13 protein-coding genes are annotated in these 17,622 nt (G+C 52.1%); 11 read left to right on the forward strand and 2 right to left on the reverse strand.

All coding sequences use genetic code 11. The features are described from left to right. Positions 1 to 201 precede the first annotated feature (201 nt). The 11 genes from P5G61_RS20520 to P5G61_RS20570 all read left to right on the forward strand — a co-directional run bounded on the left by P5G61_RS20520 (position 202) and on the right by P5G61_RS20570 (position 12,246). A complete protein-coding gene (locus P5G61_RS20520; RefSeq protein WP_301248262.1) occupies positions 202 to 1,017 on the forward strand; it encodes an ABC transporter ATP-binding protein in 816 nt (271 codons plus the stop codon). Next, complete coding sequence (locus tag P5G61_RS20525) at positions 998 to 1,810, forward strand: ABC transporter permease (protein WP_301248264.1); 813 nt, start codon at positions 998 to 1,000, stop codon at positions 1,808 to 1,810. Before P5G61_RS20520 ends, P5G61_RS20525 begins: the two co-directional genes overlap by 20 nt. After that, complete coding sequence (locus P5G61_RS20530; protein WP_301248266.1) at positions 1,807 to 2,757, forward strand: ABC transporter permease; 951 nt, start codon at positions 1,807 to 1,809, stop codon at positions 2,755 to 2,757. Before P5G61_RS20525 ends, P5G61_RS20530 begins: the two co-directional genes overlap by 4 nt. Positions 2,758 to 2,861: 104 nt before the next feature. Beyond that, positions 2,862 to 3,938 carry an ABC transporter substrate-binding protein gene (locus P5G61_RS20535; RefSeq protein ID WP_301248271.1) on the forward strand — a complete coding sequence of 359 codons (1,077 nt, stop codon included), beginning with the start codon at positions 2,862 to 2,864 and terminating at the stop codon, positions 3,936 to 3,938. Positions 3,939 to 4,034: 96 nt separating this feature from the next. Beyond that, positions 4,035 to 5,408, forward strand: coding sequence for an aspartate aminotransferase family protein (locus P5G61_RS20540; RefSeq protein ID WP_301248272.1), 1,374 nt, complete (start codon positions 4,035 to 4,037; stop codon positions 5,406 to 5,408). A gap of 57 nt (positions 5,409 to 5,465) precedes the next feature. Continuing rightward, positions 5,466 to 6,752 (forward strand): M20 family metallo-hydrolase, encoded by a 1,287-nt coding sequence (locus tag P5G61_RS20545; RefSeq protein ID WP_301248273.1) that lies wholly within the window; start codon positions 5,466 to 5,468, stop codon positions 6,750 to 6,752. A gap of 30 nt (positions 6,753 to 6,782) precedes the next feature. Further along, complete coding sequence (locus tag P5G61_RS20550; RefSeq protein WP_301248274.1) at positions 6,783 to 7,664, forward strand: nitrilase-related carbon-nitrogen hydrolase; 882 nt, start codon at positions 6,783 to 6,785, stop codon at positions 7,662 to 7,664. A 164-nt stretch (positions 7,665 to 7,828) separates the two neighbouring features. Then, complete coding sequence (locus P5G61_RS20555; protein ID WP_435874257.1) at positions 7,829 to 9,196, forward strand: NAD(P)-dependent oxidoreductase; 1,368 nt, start codon at positions 7,829 to 7,831, stop codon at positions 9,194 to 9,196. 85 nt (positions 9,197 to 9,281) lie between these two features. Further along, positions 9,282 to 10,577, forward strand: a complete 1,296-nt coding sequence (preA, locus tag P5G61_RS20560; protein ID WP_301248277.1) for an NAD-dependent dihydropyrimidine dehydrogenase subunit PreA — start codon at positions 9,282 to 9,284, stop codon at positions 10,575 to 10,577. Further along, positions 10,574 to 12,013, forward strand: coding sequence for a dihydropyrimidinase (gene hydA / locus P5G61_RS20565; protein ID WP_301248279.1), 1,440 nt, complete (start codon positions 10,574 to 10,576; stop codon positions 12,011 to 12,013). Before preA ends, hydA begins: the two co-directional genes overlap by 4 nt. 5 nt (positions 12,014 to 12,018) lie before the next feature. Continuing rightward, a complete protein-coding gene (locus P5G61_RS20570) occupies positions 12,019 to 12,246 on the forward strand; it encodes a hypothetical protein (protein ID WP_301248280.1) in 228 nt (75 codons plus the stop codon). Between the two features lie 5 nt (positions 12,247 to 12,251). Here the strand turns inward: P5G61_RS20570 and P5G61_RS20575 are convergent, their stop codons facing one another. Together P5G61_RS20575 and P5G61_RS20580 are read right to left on the reverse strand one after the other, a co-directional pair. Then, positions 12,252 to 13,949 carry a PucR family transcriptional regulator gene (locus P5G61_RS20575; RefSeq protein ID WP_301248281.1) on the reverse strand — a complete coding sequence of 566 codons (1,698 nt, stop codon included), beginning with the start codon at positions 13,947 to 13,949 and terminating at the stop codon, positions 12,252 to 12,254. Positions 13,950 to 14,382: 433 nt separating this feature from the next. Continuing rightward, positions 14,383 to 17,598 (reverse strand): efflux RND transporter permease subunit, encoded by a 3,216-nt coding sequence (locus tag P5G61_RS20580; RefSeq protein ID WP_301248282.1) that lies wholly within the window; start codon positions 17,596 to 17,598, stop codon positions 14,383 to 14,385. Positions 17,599 to 17,622: the final 24 nt, after the last annotated feature.

Genomic DNA, 17,622 nt, shown 5'->3' on the forward strand with positions numbered 1-17,622 from the left:
ACTTATCACTGAGAATCGATCTCATTTTACACTGTGTAACATGAACAGGCCCATACTCAAAACAGTCTGTATAATGTAATCCCTGCCCAAAGTTATATAGTATTACCTAACAAGCAAAACCTGTTACGTTCGTGTATATAAACCTTCCATTCAGCCTTGGTGTGAACAGATTGCCAACTTCCCGCGAAAAGGAGAATGCCCATGTCCTCCATGACCGTCCCCGATGTCTGCCATATTGAGCTGGATCACGTGTCCATTGTATTTGGCAGTGGAACACAACAAGTTACCGCCCTGTCCGACGTTACATTTCAAATCCATTCCAATGAATTTGTCTCTCTTCTTGGCCCCTCAGGTTGTGGCAAGTCCACACTGCTGCGACTCGTAGCCGACTTGCTCCAGCCCACCACAGGCAGTATCCGTGTTGCCGGGCTGGAACCGAAGCGGGCGCGATTACAGCGCCAGTTCGGCATTGTCTTCCAGACACCAGCCCTGTTCGATTGGCGCACGGTACGCCATAATGTGGAACTTCCGCTGGAACTGCTCGGCACGAGCAGGAAAGAGTGCCGCCGTATGAGTGGCGAACTGCTTGAAATGGTCGGGCTAACCCGCTTCGCTGACCATTATCCTTGGCAGCTCAGTGGGGGCATGCAACAGCGTGTTTCCATCGCGAGGGCTCTTGCGCTTGATCCGCCATTGCTGCTTATGGATGAACCCTTCTCCGCGCTCGATGAATTCACGAAGGAGAAGCTGCAGCTGGAGCTGCTTGATATTAAGCGCACTACAGGCAAGACCTTCCTCTTCGTCACACACAGTATCCCTGAAGCTGTATTTCTGTCTGACCGCATCATCGTCCTCTCCGCAAACCCGGGCCAGGTGCACTCCATTCATTCCGTCACACTGCCTGCTGAACGGGATCGAGAGCTGAGGGAAACCGAAGCCTTTTACCGCATGATGACCACCATCCGCAATTGTTTCTATGAGGAGCGTGATCCAATCCATGTTCCTGCACACATATAAGCCAGGTTTTCGTTCCTGGGTAGCCATCTGGATCTTGTCTGTATTGCTGCTGTGGGAAGGAGTTGCCTGGATTCTCCACTTGTTCATGACTCCTCAGCAGGCAGCATCCCGTCTGCCCTATCTTCACGAGGTTCTCGCAGCCCTGTTTCGGTACTCAGGCACATTGGCTGAACAGGGGGCCGTAACGTTTGGCAATGCAGCAATTGGTTTTGCCGGTGGAACCGTGCTGGGTCTGCTGCTAGCCCTGCTTATGAGTGTGGCGGTTTGGGTAGAGCGTACGCTATCTCCCTATGTCATCTCTTCACAGATGGTGCCCGTTATTGGTCTTGCACCCATTGTCTATGGCATTATCCATAACGCAGAGTGGGCCCGAATTGTCATGGCGGCTTATGTTACGTTCTTCCCGATTATTATTCACACGCTCAAAGGATTGAAAAGTGCAGCGCCGGAGCATCTGGAGCTTATGCGTTCCTGTGGAGCTTCCCTGCCCGCGCGTTATATCAAATGTCTGCTGCCTTCTGCGCTGCCGGGCCTGTTTTCCGGTATGAAAATAGCTGCGCCGCTCGCGGTTACCTCCTCCATTGTGGTGGAGCTGATGGGAGCCCCGGACGGACTTGGTGTGCTGATGGTCAGTTCCTTGTATTACGGAAGTGCCCAAATCGGCATGTTCTGGGCCACCATCATGCTCAGCATCGGCATTGGACTCATCTCGTATCTTGCCATCAGCCTCGCTGAGCGCTGGCTAACCCCCTGGCAGCCTGAATTTAGGGCCAAGGGAGGACGTGCTGCATGATGAATGAAAGTGTGGTAGTGAAACGCAAAGGTGAAGAGGGTGCGACGGTCATTCTATCTGGTACGGCATCCATCGGAGAGTCTACCACGGACTCGGTTATGGCCCCATCTGCTTCGGGCCCGGATATTCATGGACAACAGGGACAAGCCGGACAGAGACGGATGGGCAGCAGCGTATACGGAAGCTCCATGGGCCTGCGTCTGCTGCCGTGGCTTGCTGGAGCGTTATTTCTTACTCTTTGGCAATTCCGGTTGTTTCATCAATTATTCTCGCTTGAAAGTTATCAACTGCCTTTACCATCGGCGATTGCAGTGTCCATCAGGGAAAATGCGGAAATGCTCTTCCGGTACGCGCTGTACAGTGGAACCGAGATGCTGGGTGGCTTTCTGCTCGGCTCCTTGCTGGGAGCCCTGGCAGCAGCGGGTGCATCCTTCTTCCCGACGAGCGGCAGGGCGGCGGTTGCCGTGATGTCTGCACTGAACGCGGTTCCGATTGTTGCACTGGCTCCGATCATGAACAACTGGTTTGGTGACGGAATATGGTCCCGTATTACCGTCGTGGCTGTGATTACGATGGCTGCCATGGCGGTGAGCTTGTTCAAAGGATTGACCTCCATCCAGCCGCAATACAGTGATTTGATGGATGGATTTGCCGCCAGAAGGTTGCAGGTTTTCGTGAAGCTGCGTTGGCCTCATGCGCTGCCTTCCCTCTTCGCCGGTCTGAAAATTAATATGTCGACCAGCATTATTGGTGCCATTGTGGGTGAATTTTTCATCGCCTCCCAAGGGCTGGGTTACTTGCTCTCGGATCAGATCCGACTGGCGAACATGCCGCTTGCCTGGTCCTGTATTGTCATTGCTGCAGCTCTCGGCATTGTGTTGTACGAAGCCGTCGTTTTGGCCGAGAAACGGCTGATCCCGTGGAATCGCCCACGTACAGATCCGTAAAGCTCATCAGGATGCCAACCATCCACAGATGGATTGAGCTGTTGAAACAGGGCCTCACAGTACCTGATTGAAAATCCTTAAATAAACAGGGGGTTGTTCTGTACATGTACAACACGTTAAAACCGGGTTTTCTGGTGTTGGTACTGTTGGTCGTTGCCGTATTGGGAGCGTGTTCTGCGAAATCGGAGCCGTCTGTCACGCCTGCTGCTGCCAGCTCGGAGGGAGCGGAAGGGGCAGATCAGCCCTTAACCAAGGTGAAAATTCAGCTCAAATGGGTGCCGCAGGCTCAATTCGCCGGGATATATGCCGCCAAGGAGAAAGGTTTTTTTGCAGATGAAGGCATTGATGCCGAGATCATTCCGGGTGGCCCGGATATCGTGATTGAACAGCAGGTGGTCAATGGCGCAGCGGATGTGGGCATCACCGGGGTAGACAGTTTGCTGGTCAGCCGCGATAACGGTCTTCCGCTGGTCTCCCTCGCCCAGATTTCACAGAAGAGCAGTTATCGCTTGATTGCCAAGAAGTCTGCAGGCATTACCGATCCAGCCCAGATGAAGGGCAAGAAGGTCAGCACATGGTTCGGCAGTCAGCAGTTTCAGGTTCTCGCCTTTATGGAGAAGAACGGCCTTGATCCAAAGAAGGATATTGAGCTGGTGAAGCAGGGCTTCACGATGGATCAGTTCTTCAATGATCAGGTAGACGTCGCCACAGCGACGATCTATAACGAATATCACGTGGTACTGGAGAGCGGAACGAAGGAGTCCGACCTGGATGTATTCAACATTGAGGATGCCGGGGTAGGCATGCTGGAGGATACGCTGATCGCGAAGAAGGATTGGGTGGACAGCAATAAAGAGCTCGCGGTGAAAGTGACCCGCGCCGTTCTGAAAGGCTGGAATTATGCCATCGACAATCAGAATGAAACGGTGGATATCGTGATGAACAACGTAACGGACGGAAGCACGACCCGTGAACATCAGGTGACTATGCTGGAAGAGATTGCGAAGCTGATTCGCCCGGAAGGGTTTACGGAGAAACAGGTGGGCAGTTTTGTGGATGAATCGTTTACCCGGACAGCGGATATAGCCTTGAAATATGGCCTGATCAAGAAAGCCGCCAATCTGGACGAAGCGCTGGAGAAAAGCATCTATGAAGAAGCAGTGAAGGATGTGGCGAAATAAATAAGCATGGAGCGTTCGGAAGATGGTACTGCAATCGGAGTGGTCAAGTGTGCATTCTATATTCTATGGATTCAGCTTAGAAAGGAGGGGTGACGAATGAGTTCAGTGGATCAGCAACCTCAGCCGCTTGGCGGTACGAAGGAAGAGTGGCTGGAGAAGGATCGTAAATACGTGTGGCATCACATCTCGCCTCATAACGATCATCCGATGATTGCCGTTAGCGGGGAGGGCAGCTGGATTACGGATCAGGATGGCACACGTTATTTGGATGCGATGTCTGGACTGTGGTGTGTGAACGTGGGCCATGGACGCGAGGAAATTGCCCGAAGTGCCTATGAGCAGATGAAAGCACTCGCGTATGTGCCGATGTCTCAGAGCCATGAGCCGGCGATTCTGCTGGCGGAGAAGCTGAACGACTGGCTGGAGGGGGATTATCGCATCTTCTTCTCCAACTCAGGTTCGGATGCCAACGAGGTGGCGTTCAAAATAGCCCGTCAGTTTCATCACCAGAATGGTGAGCCAACTCGTCACAAATTCATCTCCCGTCACCGTGCCTATCACGGTAACTCCATGGGCGCACTGGGCGCCACGGGGCAAGCCGCCCGCAAAATCAAATACGAGCCGCTGGGCGTAGGCTTCTCCCATGTACCGCCTCCTTATTGTTACCGCTGTCCGTTTGGTCGAAACAAGGATGGATGCGGACTGGAATGCGCAACCATCTATGAGGAGATCATTCGCTGGGAAGGACCGGAGACGGTAGCTGCGGTCATAATGGAACCTGTCATTACAGGGGGCGGCATGATCGTCCCGCCTCCGGATTACATGCGCACCGTGCAGGAGATCTGTCAGCGCTATGGCGTGTTGATGATTGTGGATGAGGTCATTTGTGGTTTTGGCCGCTCCGGTCAAAAATTCGGGCATCAGAATTATGGAGTGCAGCCGGATATCGTCACCATGGCAAAAGGCATGACGAGTGCGTACGCTCCGCTATCCGCTACAGCGGTGCGAGCGGACCTGTATGACTCGTTCAGAGAACCCGGACCCGATTCACACTTTCGTCATGTGAATACGTTTGGCGGTAACCCTGTGTCTTGCCGGGTGGCACTGGCGAATCTCGAAATCCTGGAACGCGAGGATCTGGTTAGCCGGGCAGATGAACTGGGACACCTGCTTCGGGATAAGCTGGAGCCGCTGCTGGAGCTGTCGATGGTTGGAGATATCCGCACCTTCGGCTTCGCCTGCGGGGTGGAGTTAATCGAAGCAGATGGTTCCCCGGCGGATGCGGATAAGGTCATGAAAGTGCTGGCAAGCTGCAAAAAGGACGGCGTCCTGATTGGCAAGAACGGTGATACCGTGCCGGGATTTGCGAATATTTTGACGATTTCCCCGCCGTTTGTCACGACCGAGGAAGAACTGGATCTGATCGCTGGCAGTTTGCTGGCTGCACTACGCAGTCTGGATGCTGGGTAGCGTACCGCCGTAGAGCCAAGCTTCTTATCAAAAATTTGAGTAAGGAGGCGAGGGAGAATGCAGACCACCACCGGGAAAATCATCAATCAGCTGCGTCTGGATAATCGAATGGAACAGTTGTCGCGTATTGGCCGAATTGGGGAGACGGGTGTCTGCCGACTGGCCTTAACCCCGGAAGACATGGAGGGCATCATCCAGGTTCGTCTCTGGATGGAAGAGGCCGGACTTGTGACGCGCCTTGATCCGTTTGGCAATCTGATGGGTCGCCTTGAAGGTACAGATCCGTCCCTGCCGATCCTCATGATCGGTTCGCATATCGATTCCCAGCCGTATGGGGGTCGGTATGATGGGGCCATCGGCGTCCTTGGCGCGCTGGAAGCTGTTCAATGTCTGATGGAACAAGGCATACGCCCATTGATGCCAATTGAGGTTATTGCCTTTTGTGATGAAGAGGGCTCGCGTTTTAACAAAGGATTGTTTGGCTCGCGCGGCATAACCGGACAGCTGGAGGAGGGAGAACTGGAGCGGCAGGACAAAAACGGCGTGACCCGACGAGAGGCACTGGAGGCCTTCGGCTGTTCACTGGAACAATTTGCGGATGCGGTCTATCCGCCAGGTTCCATTGGCACTTATTTGGAGCTGCATATTGAGCAAGGGCCTGTACTGGAATCGCTGGATGCTCCGGTAGGCCTGGTGACTGGCATTTCCGGACCGCTATGGCTCACGGTGACGATGAAAGGTATGGCAGGGCATGCCGGTTCCGTACCGATGGGCATGCGGCATGATGCACTGGTGGGCAGTGCCAAGGTGATTGCGGCTTTTGACGATATGGTCAGAGAAGATCCGGAAGCTCCGACCGTAGGCACCGTGGGGAGCCTGAGTGTCTTCCCGGACTCACGCAACATCATCCCCGAGCAGGTCAGCTTTACGGTTGATTTGCGAGATATGGAGATGGAGCGCAGAAACCGTCTTGAACACCGATTAATGAATCTATTGGATGACGTTAGCTCGGATTACGGCCTGACTTATTCCCTGACTGAAGATACCAACAGCGAGCCGCGATATTGTGCAGATCCAATCAAGAATGCCATTCGCTCGTCTGCCAAAGAGATCGGCCTGCCTTTGCCGGAATTGATGAGCGGTCCGTTCCACGATGCACTTGCTCTTTCGTATGTGTGTGATTACGGCATGATCTTTGTTCGCAGCAAGGATGGGATCAGCCATCATCCAAGTGAATACTCATCACCTGAGGACATTGCTCTCGGTACAGAAGTGTTGTACCGCACCATCAGGCAGATGTGCAGCACGAGCGTAGAAGCTATAGATAACGGGAAGGACATATAACAACTTTTTCAGAGGAGGCGTTGTGACGTTATGGGTAAAATCAGCATCGGGATGATCCAGGCCTCACACGAGGTCGAAGGTATGGCTCCAGTTGAAGTGCATAAGGAGGCCGCCATTCAGAAACACATTGCACTGGTGCGTGAAGCGGCTGCCAGGGGAGCGCAGATTATTGGGTTACAGGAAGTGTTTTACGGACCCTACTTCTGCACGGAGCAGAGCCCGAAGTGGTATGCATCTGCCGAGCAGGTGCCGGAAGGACCGACGACCAGACGTTTTCAGGAGCTGGCGAAGGAGCTTGGCGTGGTGATCATTTTGCCTGTATACGAGCTGGAAGGGATCGCTGCGTATTACAATACCGCTGCTGTTATTGATGCGGACGGCTCCTACCTGGGGAAATACCGCAAACATCATATTCCGCATGTGGAAGCGGGCGAAGGCACGAATGGGTTCTGGGAAAAATATTATTTCAGGCCCGGCAACCTGGGGTACCCGGTATTTGATACAGCCTACGCCAGAGTGGGCGTGTACATCTGTTATGATCGGCATTTCCCGGAAGGGGCAAGGCTGCTCGGGCTGGCTGGTGCGGAGATTGTATTTAATCCTTCCGCAACGGTAGCCGGAACATCGGAATACCTGTGGAAGCTGGAGCAGCCTGCTCATGCGGTGGCTAACGGCTATTATGTGGCTGCTATCAACCGCGTGGGGGTGGAATCGCCATGGAATATGGGTGAATTTTATGGTCAATCGTATCTGGTAGACCCGCGAGGCAGGATGGTTGCCATGGGCAGCAGGGATCAGGATGAGGTCATCATTGGCGAGATGGATACGGAGTTGATCCGGGAAGTGCGCAATGTATGGCAATTTTACCGCGATCGACGGCCCGAAACCTACGAACATCTTGTTAACCTGTAGCAGATGGCCTGGGGCTTAAAAAGCTGGAGAAAAGTCTGAGGTAACAGCAATTAATCTGGGGATGGACGATCATCCCGCTTCCGGGTGCACGTCAGTCGTTCAGCTTTAATCGCCGGTGAAAGAAAGGGTAAACAGAGATCAACCTTATGGAGGTGTAGAGCATGATGAACAGCGCAGGAGTAATGGTGTCCGATTACGGATGGGAGAGCCGTTTTACCGAAATGAAGCCTGCAATGACAGGCAAGGAAGCGATGGAGGAATCGAATCGCTGTCTGTACTGTTACGATGCACCCTGTATCAAGGCGTGTCCAACCGACATCAATATTCCCTCGTTTATCCAAAAAATCTCAACAGGTCACCTCAAAGGTTCGGCTCGGACCATTATGGAGGCGAACCCGGTAGGTGCAAGTTGTGCACGGGTCTGCCCGACAGAGGAACTGTGTGAAGGCGCTTGTGTACTGAATGAGTCGTCCAAACCGATTCGGATCGGTGACTTACAGCGATATGCAACAGACTGGGCACGAACGAAGAACGAGCCGTTATTCCACGCAGCGCCTGCCAATGGAAGAAGCGTTGCGGTAGTAGGCGCTGGACCTGCCGGGTTGTCTGCAGCCAGAGAGCTGGGTCGTGCAGGATACGAGGTAACGATCTATGAAGCCAAATTAAAAGGTGGAGGGCTCAACACGTACGGCATCGTGTCGTTTCGCCTGCCGGAATCGGTCGCTTTATGGGAGGTTGAACAGGTGCAGGCACTGGGTGTACAGATTCGTTATGGTGTACGCATCGGGGTGGATGTATCCGCTGAGGAACTATTGGAGCAGCACGAAGCCGTTATTCTGGCATGCGGGATGGGGGCGGTCCCGATGCTTGGTATTGAAGGAGAGACGCTGGAAGGTGTCTATGATGCCATTGAGCTGGTGGAATCCACGAAGCAGGGTGTCCCGCCAGCCTTGAACGGACTGAAGGTTGCCATTATTGGTGCAGGCAATACGGCGGTGGATGCAGCGACTTGTTCGGTACGCCTGGGGGCTGAGCGTGTGCAGATGCTCTATCGGCGCGGGGAGAGCCAGATGACCGCTTATGCTTTTGAATATACATTTGCGAAGCAGGAGGGTGTGGAATTCCGCTGGTTCACCATGCCGCAGCGTATTATTGGAGACGAGAACGGGCGGGTTCAGGCTATTGAGTGTGTGAAAATGAAGCTGGTTACTCCACCTGGAGGTGGCCCGGCGCTGCCTGTGCCGATGAAGGGTTCGGAGTTCTTGATTGAATGTGATACCGTTGTTCGAGCCATTGGGCAGAACCGTTTGCTGCCATTAATTGAGGCATTTGGCTTGCGTCATCACCGAGGTGTTGTTGAAGTGGAACCACAGACGTACCGGACCTCCCATCCACAGATTTATGCAGCAGGCGATGTGATCTTCGGTCAGGGGCAGGGCGAAGCGATGGTGGTCTCCGCAGCACAGCAGGGCAAGCTGGCGGCTGCATCGGTGATGAAGGCGTTACCCGGGCAGGTGGAGGAGACGGCATGAGATACGAGGTAGGAGGTTCCAGTGTAACTTGTGAAGTTCAAACAAACACCATTGTGAGTGCAAATCACACCAAGGAGGGATCGTTATGGCTGACTTATCCATTAATCTGGCAGGTATTCGATCACCCAATCCATTTTGGCTGGCCTCTGCGCCGCCGACCAATACCGGGTACCAGGTTCAGCGTGCTTTTGAAGCAGGTTGGGGCGGTGCCGTCTGGAAGACGTTGGGCGAACCGATTATTAATACCTCTTCGCGTTTCGCAGCCGTTCATTTTGGTGGGCAGCGTGTGGCGGGTTTTAACAATATCGAATTGATATCCGATCGCCCGCTGGAGGTGAATCTGCGCGAAATTGCCGAGACCAAGAAGCGTTTCCCGGATCGGGCAGTCGTCGCTTCTCTCATGGTGGAACCGAAACGGGAAAAGTGGCACGAAATTGTGAGGAAAGTCGAAGCTGTCGGCGTAGACGGGCTGGAGCTGAACTTTGGCTGTCCGCACGGCATGGCCGAGCGTGGTATGGGCGCAGCGTCTGGTCAGCAGCCGGATCTGGTCGAATTACAGACGATGTGGGTGAAGGAGGTCGCGACCACACCTGTCATTGTGAAGCTTACGCCAAACATCACGGATATTACGGCGACCGCCCGTGCAGCGGTGCGCGGCGGTGCTGATGCCATCTCCCTGATTAATACGATTAACTCCCTGGCCGGTGTGGATCTGGATTCATGGAATACTGTGCCGCATGTGGGCGGCAAAGGTGCACATGGCGGGTACTGCGGTCCGGCGGTGAAGCCAATCGCGCTGAACATGGTTGCCGAGTGTGCGCGCAATCCGGCAGTGGGTGTACCGATCTCCGGCATCGGAGGCATATCCGATTGGCGGGATACCGCAGAGTTTTTACTTATGGGTGCAACGGGGGTTCAGGTATGTACAGCAGCGATGCATCATGGGTTCCGTATCGTGGAGGAGATGATCGATGGATTGAACGATTATTTGGATGAGAAAGGTCTGCGAAGTGTATCCGAGTTGATTGGTCAGACGGTTCCGCGTTATTCGGATTGGGGCAATCTCGATCTGAATTACAAAGTGGTAGCCCGAATCAACCGCGATGTCTGCATCAATTGCAACAAATGCCATATTGCCTGTGAAGACACCTCGCATCAATGTATTGATATGTTGTCCGATCCCTCTGGCTCTTATCTGGAGGTAGTCGAAGAAGATTGTGTCGGTTGTAACCTGTGCTCCATTGTCTGTCCAGTGGACGGAGCGATTGAGATGGTAGAGATCGCGCATGAACAGGAACCGTTAACCTGGAATGAACGTCAGTCTGCAATTGCCCTGCTGCAATCGGCCAGAGATCAATCCACCAAGGAGGCGATATTATGAGTACCCGCAAATTGATTCGTAACGGAATGTTGGTCACGGCGTCGGATACGTTTGATGCGGATATCCTTATTGAAAACGGAAAGATCATGCAGATTGGTATGGGACTTGTACCGGATGAACGAACGGAAATTGTAGATGCGTCCGGCTGTTATGTCATCCCCGGCGGTATTGATCCGCATACGCATCTCGATATGCCGTTCGGCGGAACGGTGACGGCGGATGATTTTGCAACGGGCACCGCAGCGGCTGCCTTCGGCGGCACAACAACGGTCATTGATTTCTGTTTGACACAAAAAGGCCGACCTTTGCTGGAATCTCTTCAGGAATGGCATGCCAAAGCAGAGGGCAAGGCCGCCATTGATTACGGGTTTCACCTGATGATTGGCGAGATGAATGATCAGGTGCTGGAGGAACTGCCACAGATCATTGAAGAAGAAGGAGTGTCTTCCTTCAAGGTATTTATGGCGTACAAAAATCAGTTCCAGGCCGATGACGGCATTCTCTTTCAGACACTGCAAAAGGCCAAAGAATACGGCGCACTCGTCATGGTGCACGCCGAGAACGGCGATGTTATCGATCTGCTGGTGCGGCAGGCACTGGCGGATGGGCGAACCGAGCCGATTCACCATGCACTTACCCGTCCTTCTATCCTGGAGGGAGAGGCTACAGGGCGTGCAGCACGATTGGCAGCACTAGCCGATTCACAACTGTATGTGGTGCATGTTACCTGTGCTGAAGCGGTGGAGCAGATCGCACGTATGCGGGACATGGGTTATCGAATCTGGGGCGAGACCTGTCCGCAGTACTTAACCCTCGATCAATCGAAGCTGGATCAACCGGATTTTGAAGGTGCGAAGTATGTCTGGTCCCCACCACTGCGTGAGGCCTCTCATCAGGAAGTACTGTGGAATGCTCTGAAGAACGGTCAATTGCAGACGATTGGCTCGGACCATTGTTCGTTTAACTTCAAGGGACAGAAGGATTTGGGACGGGATGATTTCAGCAAAATTCCAAATGGCGGGCCTGTCATTGAGGATCGACTCAGCATTTTATATTCCGAAGGGGTCGTGAAGGGGCGGATTTCGCTTAATCAGTGGGTGGATCTATGCTCTACACGGGCAAGCAAGCTATTTGGTTTGTTTCCGCAGAAAGGCACACTTGCTGTCGGCACAGATGCAGATATCGTCATTTTTGACCCATCCATCTCCAGGGTGATTTCGGCGGATACCCATCATATGAATGTGGATTATAGCGCGTTTGAAGGCATGCAGGTTCAGGGATGTCCAGTGACGGTGCTGTGCCGCGGGGAATATGTGATTCGGGATCGACAGTTTGCCGGAGTGGCAGGAGCGGGTCAGTATGTGAAGCGTACCAAATATGATGCCGGTGCACCATTACCTGCAAGAAAACCTGTAGCGGCAGTGAACGGAGGGTGAAGCAAATGTCTGACCATGATGTGTTTGAGGTGGAAAAGATGGCGATCGAACGAATGGTGGCGCAGGGTTATCGTATCTATGCCGTTCGGGAACATCTGGAGGGTGCTCATGTAGTATGGGGGCACCCCGACCTTCCTGGAGATAAGCAGGAGCAATATGTGGGTACAGCGTCTGGGCGGAAGTGGTTCAGTCATATTCTGATCAAACAGCTTCAGGTGCAGAGTGGGGCGTAAGAAGGTCATGCGAGCGGCCCGTGAACGTATTCATAGGCATAGATGGCAAGTTCGATGGCTACGCGTTTCTCCGGCAGGGTATAGTCGGCACCCAGCAGTGTCTCAATTTTGTGCAATCTGTGATATAGCGTCTGTCGGACGATAAACAAAGCTGTGGCGGTCTCCTGTTTGGAGCAGCATAGAATAAAATATTGTTTAAGCGTGCGCAGCAACTGGCCGCCTTTTTCGGCATCATAACGAATGACAGGCCCAAGATATTCCTCAATGAAATCATCCAGACTGCCGCTCTGCTTCATGCTGGCAATAATGCGGAAACAGTGAAGATTGCTATAAAAGGGCTGCTGCATCACACCGATGTCCTTCTGAATGCGCAGGGTATCCTTGGCTGCCTCAAGGCTGTCTTTCAGACGTGATAGATCAGCGCAGCTGTGACCGATGCCGAACAGACCCGAGAAGAGGCGATGGGTCTGTTCCTGTTCATGCTGCTGCAACTGTTCAATGCAGCGCCATAGACTGCCTTTTCGCTGAGGTCCAGGCAGAGGGTCAAGAATAATCAGAATGATCTGGTGGTTAAGAACTGTGCTGTACAGGGCGAAGCCCTCGCGGGAAAAAACGGACCGGGCAACGATATTGCGTTGAATTAACAGCTTCTGCAGCTTGAGACTGTCCGTGTAGTTGGGATTGCTATCAAACAAAATGACGGTGCCATTTCCGGCAGCAAGCTGGGCGTTGGCAGCAGATACATATTCATGAATTTCTTTGGTGGAATGATGTCCGTTGAGCCAGTCAATGACCCACATATCTTCCTTGTACCGTCGTTTTTCCTCCATGTATTTGGTACGCATCCAGTCCTGAGCAATGGCGGCCGCACAGCGTTCCAGTGCCTGGATGATGAACTCGTCCGATGGCCTGTTAGGGGATTCCGGTTCGAGATCAGGTCGCTTGTCGACCATCAGCACCAGATCGGCAAAGGCATAATCAAGTGCCTGAACTGGCAGAGTGAGTACATCCAGTGAATGCACCGAATGATTCGCCCGCATCAAATGATCCAAACGATCTTCCAAACGATCTCCATAGTCCGAATGACCGCGATGTACTAACCACTCCTGCCGACGAATCTCCAGTTGGGCTGGAGGGCAGTAGGGAACAGCGCTCGCTTCCCCGTCCAGTGGATATAACGCTACAGGATAACCTGTTGTTCGAGACAATAGTCGGAGCAGCGGCTGCACACCGTCTCCATTCAAAAGAAGTTGGTTGAACGAGGTGGTTAGGCTGTCGAGCTCGGCAAGCATACGCTGGTGGCTGCGAATCAGGGCAAAATGCAGGTCCTGTGTAATATCGATATAACGTACTTGCTCATGGAACCAGATCAACGGGAAATCCTCTTCTGCTGCAAGTTCCTTCATGGGCCCAAGCTGCGACTTGGTGTGAGCCCCCAGTTCGATACAGAGTCCCGCAGCTCCGCGGGCAATTAACTGACGCATGAAAGACAGCCCCTGCTTCTCATCATCCTGCCAGCCAATGCCAGTCGTCAGCACCAGTTCCCCGCCATTCAGCAAATTGCCAACTTCGGTGACCTCCATGATATGCACCCAGCGCACATATCGCTCCAAGGCCCGTTCACTTGCAAGAACCTCTGCCTTCCGGAATACTGGACGTTTCAGCATGTCTCTCATCTGGATATGAAGCGTCGTTTCCCCCACACAACCACCGTCCTTCCCACAAATACATGCAGTTTCCATACCCGCTATCGGTAAGTCGGGTTACTGAGGAGCGTTTGTTATGATGTGATGTACTGAAGGTATCATTTGACTGGAGTCCGTGAACTTACATAATTAATCCATATTATAAGTCTGTTTACAGCAGATGGGCTGAAATCTCACGTTCATTTGTTTTATTTCACAAAAAGATCTCTTCCTTTTATGAAATAAAACAAAAGTGATCACTCTTATGTATATCTATCTAACATATAGATGTTGCTGTGATCATGCTATGAGTTCATATCTACATGTAAAACACCCCTTAGCCGGATATCAGAATGTACAAATCATTCTAATGTGGACTAAGGGGTGTTCTAAGTTAGAAGCTCATCTTAATTCTGAATGGTGATCTAATTCGATCAACAGAAGGTGTCGATTAATCTTCAATTCTTTTCTTTTTGAACTTCATCAGGAACTCATACACGATTGGCACGATAACCAGAGTCAGCAGCGTGGAGCTGATCAGACCGCCGATTACGGTAATGCCGAGACCTTTCGAGATGATCCCTGCGCTTTCTTCGAGTCCAGTAACCAGTGGCAGCAAGGCACCAATGGTAGCCAGAGCTGTCATCAGAATTGGACGTAGACGTGTTGCACCGGCTTCCAGCAAGGCTTCACGGGTAGGCATACCCTCTTTTTCCTTGTGAATAACACGGTCGATCAGGACGATGGCATTGGTGACCACGATCCCGATAAGCATCAGTCCACCCATCATGGCAGATACATCAAGCGTACCGCCAGCCACGAACAGGCCGACCATAATACCAATGATGGTAAACGGCAGAGAGAACAGGATGGCGAATGGCGCCAGTCCGCCGCCGAATGTAACAACGAGCACAAAGTATACAATCGCAATGGCAGCTACCATCGCAAGTCCAAGTTGGGTAAACGTGTCATTGATTTGTTCAGTTGTACCGCCAAATTTCACTTCAACACCATCAGGCAGATCGAGCTTATCGATGTTCGCCTGCAAGTTGGATGAAGCTTTTTGCACATCGGATGCCAGAATGTTGGCTGTCACTTGAACGACGACTTTACCGTCAATACGCATGATGGAGTTCGGCGAGGTGCCTTCTTCCACTTTCGCGACATCTTTGATAGGTACTTCGATGCCGAGCGGCGAAGCCACTTTTTCATTTTCAATATCAGCAATGCTGTTGAATGACTTTTTGTCTGTCTCTACATACACTTTATACGTTTTGTTGTCGATATCCACTTCCGTGAGCACAGGACGTTCCCGCGCAGGGCTAAGCGCCATGGCCAGTTGGCCTGCAGTCAGACCCAGCGAGCTCAGTTTCTCCTGATCCGCGACGAGCGTGTACTGCCCGTAGGTATCGGAGAGTGTGGTGTCCGCTTTTTCAAAGGATTCGGTATCTGCTTCAACCAGTTTCAGGATTTCATCCGAGACAGGTTTGATCTGATCTACATTGTCACCATAGATAGAAAGGCTTAAGCTGCTGCCTCCCAGACCCCCGGACATGTCAAGCTCACTCCAGGTTCCTACAGTAACTTCCTTCTTCAGACCTTCCACAAGCTGTTCTTTCACTTGAGTGAAATCTTTCGTATCTTCGTTGTATTCAATATAGAACAGGGCAGAGTTGGAGCTTCCGCCACCCATGCTGCTCAGTGGATTACTTCCGCCGATAGAATATTGCATTTTCTCCAGACCCGGCTGTGTCAGCAACCACTTCTCAGCTACAAGCGCTTCTTTCTCAACGTCTTCACGCAAAGCTCCAGTTTCCGGGCTGTACGTAATGGTCACATATTTATCCTGTTGTTCCGGCAGGAAACTTGCACCGATGAACGGGTACAGGAACAAACTGCCGACCAGCAGCAATACAGCGACGCCGACCGTAATGAGTTTGTGTGACAATGTCCAGTTCAGAAGGCGTTTGTAACCTTCCGCCATCTTGCCTGGTTTTTCATCATGATTCTTTTTGTTCTTCAGACCTTTGCGGAACAACGTATGTGCCAGCATAGGTACAATCGTAACAGCCACAATCAGGGACGCCAGCAAGGCAAAGACCATGGTCAGGGCAAATGGCATGAACAACTCACCGACCATACCACTCACCAGTGCGAGCGGCAGGAATACCGCGATGGTTACGATCGTGGAAGAAAGGATCGGAATGAACATTTCCCGGGTGGCTTCCCGGATCAAATCACGGCCTTTGAGTTTTTCTCCCTGGAGTGTCAGTCTGCGATAGATATTCTCGATAACGACAATGGAGTCATCGACAACCCGTCCAATCGCAACCGTCATGGCACCCAGTGTCATCATGTTCAGTGTAATATCCATCATATTCAGTGCTGTCAATGCAATGAGCAAGGAGAGCGGGATGGAAATAATAGAAATAATGGTGGAGCGAATATCACGCAGGAACAACAGAATGATCAAAATGGCGAACAAAGCACCAAACATCGCTTTGAACAACATCGTGTTTACGGAGTCCTGGATCGGTTTACCTTGGTCGAGCAAAACAGTCAACTCAGCGTTTTTGAACTGCGTCTGCAACTCTTCCGCTTTGTCTTTAACCGCCTTGACGACATCAACCGTGTTGGCATCATTGGACTTGACGATGGAGATCCCGATGGATTCCTTACCGTCTGTCCGGGAAATGGATTCCGCCTGACCAATGACTTCAATTTTAGCGATCTCGCTTAATTTAACCGTTGGAATTCCAGGTGCGTTAGCGGCAGCAGTGCTACCCACACTGGCATTTCCGCCAGCGGTTTGTCCAGCAGCCTGGTCAGCACCTTGTGCAGAGCCTTGAGCTGCTCCGCCAGCTTGTGCGTCGGCGCCTTGTGGTGCTGTGGCTGAACCACTGCCTGCTCCTGCACCGCTTGGTACAACCGGAATGGTTAGATTTTTCAGATCATCCAGATCGATGATATTGCCGTCAACAACAACCGCTTTCTGTGCTTTATCCAGTTCGAACAGTCCCAGTGGTACACGGACAGAAGAACCTTGAACGATGCCGTTGACTGTGTCTTCAGTCAAGCCTAGTTCATTCATTTTTTTCTGGTCAAACTTCAGTTGAACTTCCTTGACATACTGACCGGATACTTGGACTTGAGCTACACCGTCAATATCTTCGAGTGCAGGCTGGATATCCGTTTCAACCAGTCGAGTCAGTTGTTCCAGATCGCCGCCATCCTTGTCGGACAAGCTGAGCGAGACAACCGGGAAGGAGTTGATACTGAATTTGGAGATGGTTGGTTTCTGTACGCCGTCAGGCAGCTGCACCTCATTCAGTGCTTCGCGTACCGCTGCTGTAGCGTTGTTCAGATCGGTACCATAATCAAATTCGAGAGTAATGGAAGAGGCATTCTCCATGGAGGTGGAGGTGAGTGTCTTAATTCCCTCAACATTTCTTAAGGTCTGTTCCAATGGCTTGGTGACATCCTCCACAATACCTTCCGGAGCAGCCCCTGGGTCAATGGCCGTAACATTCAGGAATGGCACATTGATGTTTGGAATGGTCTCCTGTTTCATCGTCAGTCCGCTGTACAAACCGGCGAAGGAAACGATGATGGTCAGAATCCAGATCGCAAACTTGTTGTTCAGTGAAAAATTGATAATCCCTTTCATACGGTGGTTTCTTCTCCTCTCTGT

Origin of the sequence: Paenibacillus vandeheii (genome assembly GCF_030433635.1) — a bacterium.
In the GTDB taxonomy this organism is placed as follows: Bacteria; Bacillota; Bacilli; order Paenibacillales; family Paenibacillaceae; genus Paenibacillus; species Paenibacillus vandeheii.

What these genes read in the sequence shown, in the direction of transcription:
- P5G61_RS20520 (WP_301248262.1), top strand. Translation starts at nt 202, where the DNA reads ATGTCCTCCATGACCGTCCCCGATGTCTGCCATATTGAGCTGGATCAC.
- P5G61_RS20525 (WP_301248264.1), top strand. Translation starts at nt 998, where the DNA reads ATGTTCCTGCACACATATAAGCCAGGTTTTCGTTCCTGGGTAGCCATC.
- P5G61_RS20530 (WP_301248266.1), top strand. Translation starts at nt 1,807, where the DNA reads ATGATGAATGAAAGTGTGGTAGTGAAACGCAAAGGTGAAGAGGGTGCG.
- P5G61_RS20535 (WP_301248271.1), top strand. Translation starts at nt 2,862, where the DNA reads ATGTACAACACGTTAAAACCGGGTTTTCTGGTGTTGGTACTGTTGGTC.
- P5G61_RS20540 (WP_301248272.1), top strand. Translation starts at nt 4,035, where the DNA reads ATGAGTTCAGTGGATCAGCAACCTCAGCCGCTTGGCGGTACGAAGGAA.
- P5G61_RS20545 (WP_301248273.1), top strand. Translation starts at nt 5,466, where the DNA reads ATGCAGACCACCACCGGGAAAATCATCAATCAGCTGCGTCTGGATAAT.
- P5G61_RS20550 (WP_301248274.1), top strand. Translation starts at nt 6,783, where the DNA reads ATGGGTAAAATCAGCATCGGGATGATCCAGGCCTCACACGAGGTCGAA.
- P5G61_RS20555 (WP_435874257.1), top strand. Translation starts at nt 7,829, where the DNA reads ATGAACAGCGCAGGAGTAATGGTGTCCGATTACGGATGGGAGAGCCGT.
- preA (WP_301248277.1), top strand. Translation starts at nt 9,282, where the DNA reads ATGGCTGACTTATCCATTAATCTGGCAGGTATTCGATCACCCAATCCA.
- hydA (WP_301248279.1), top strand. Translation starts at nt 10,574, where the DNA reads ATGAGTACCCGCAAATTGATTCGTAACGGAATGTTGGTCACGGCGTCG.
- P5G61_RS20570 (WP_301248280.1), top strand. Translation starts at nt 12,019, where the DNA reads ATGTCTGACCATGATGTGTTTGAGGTGGAAAAGATGGCGATCGAACGA.
- P5G61_RS20580 (WP_301248282.1), bottom strand. Translation starts at nt 17,598, where the DNA reads ATGAAAGGGATTATCAATTTTTCACTGAACAACAAGTTTGCGATCTGG.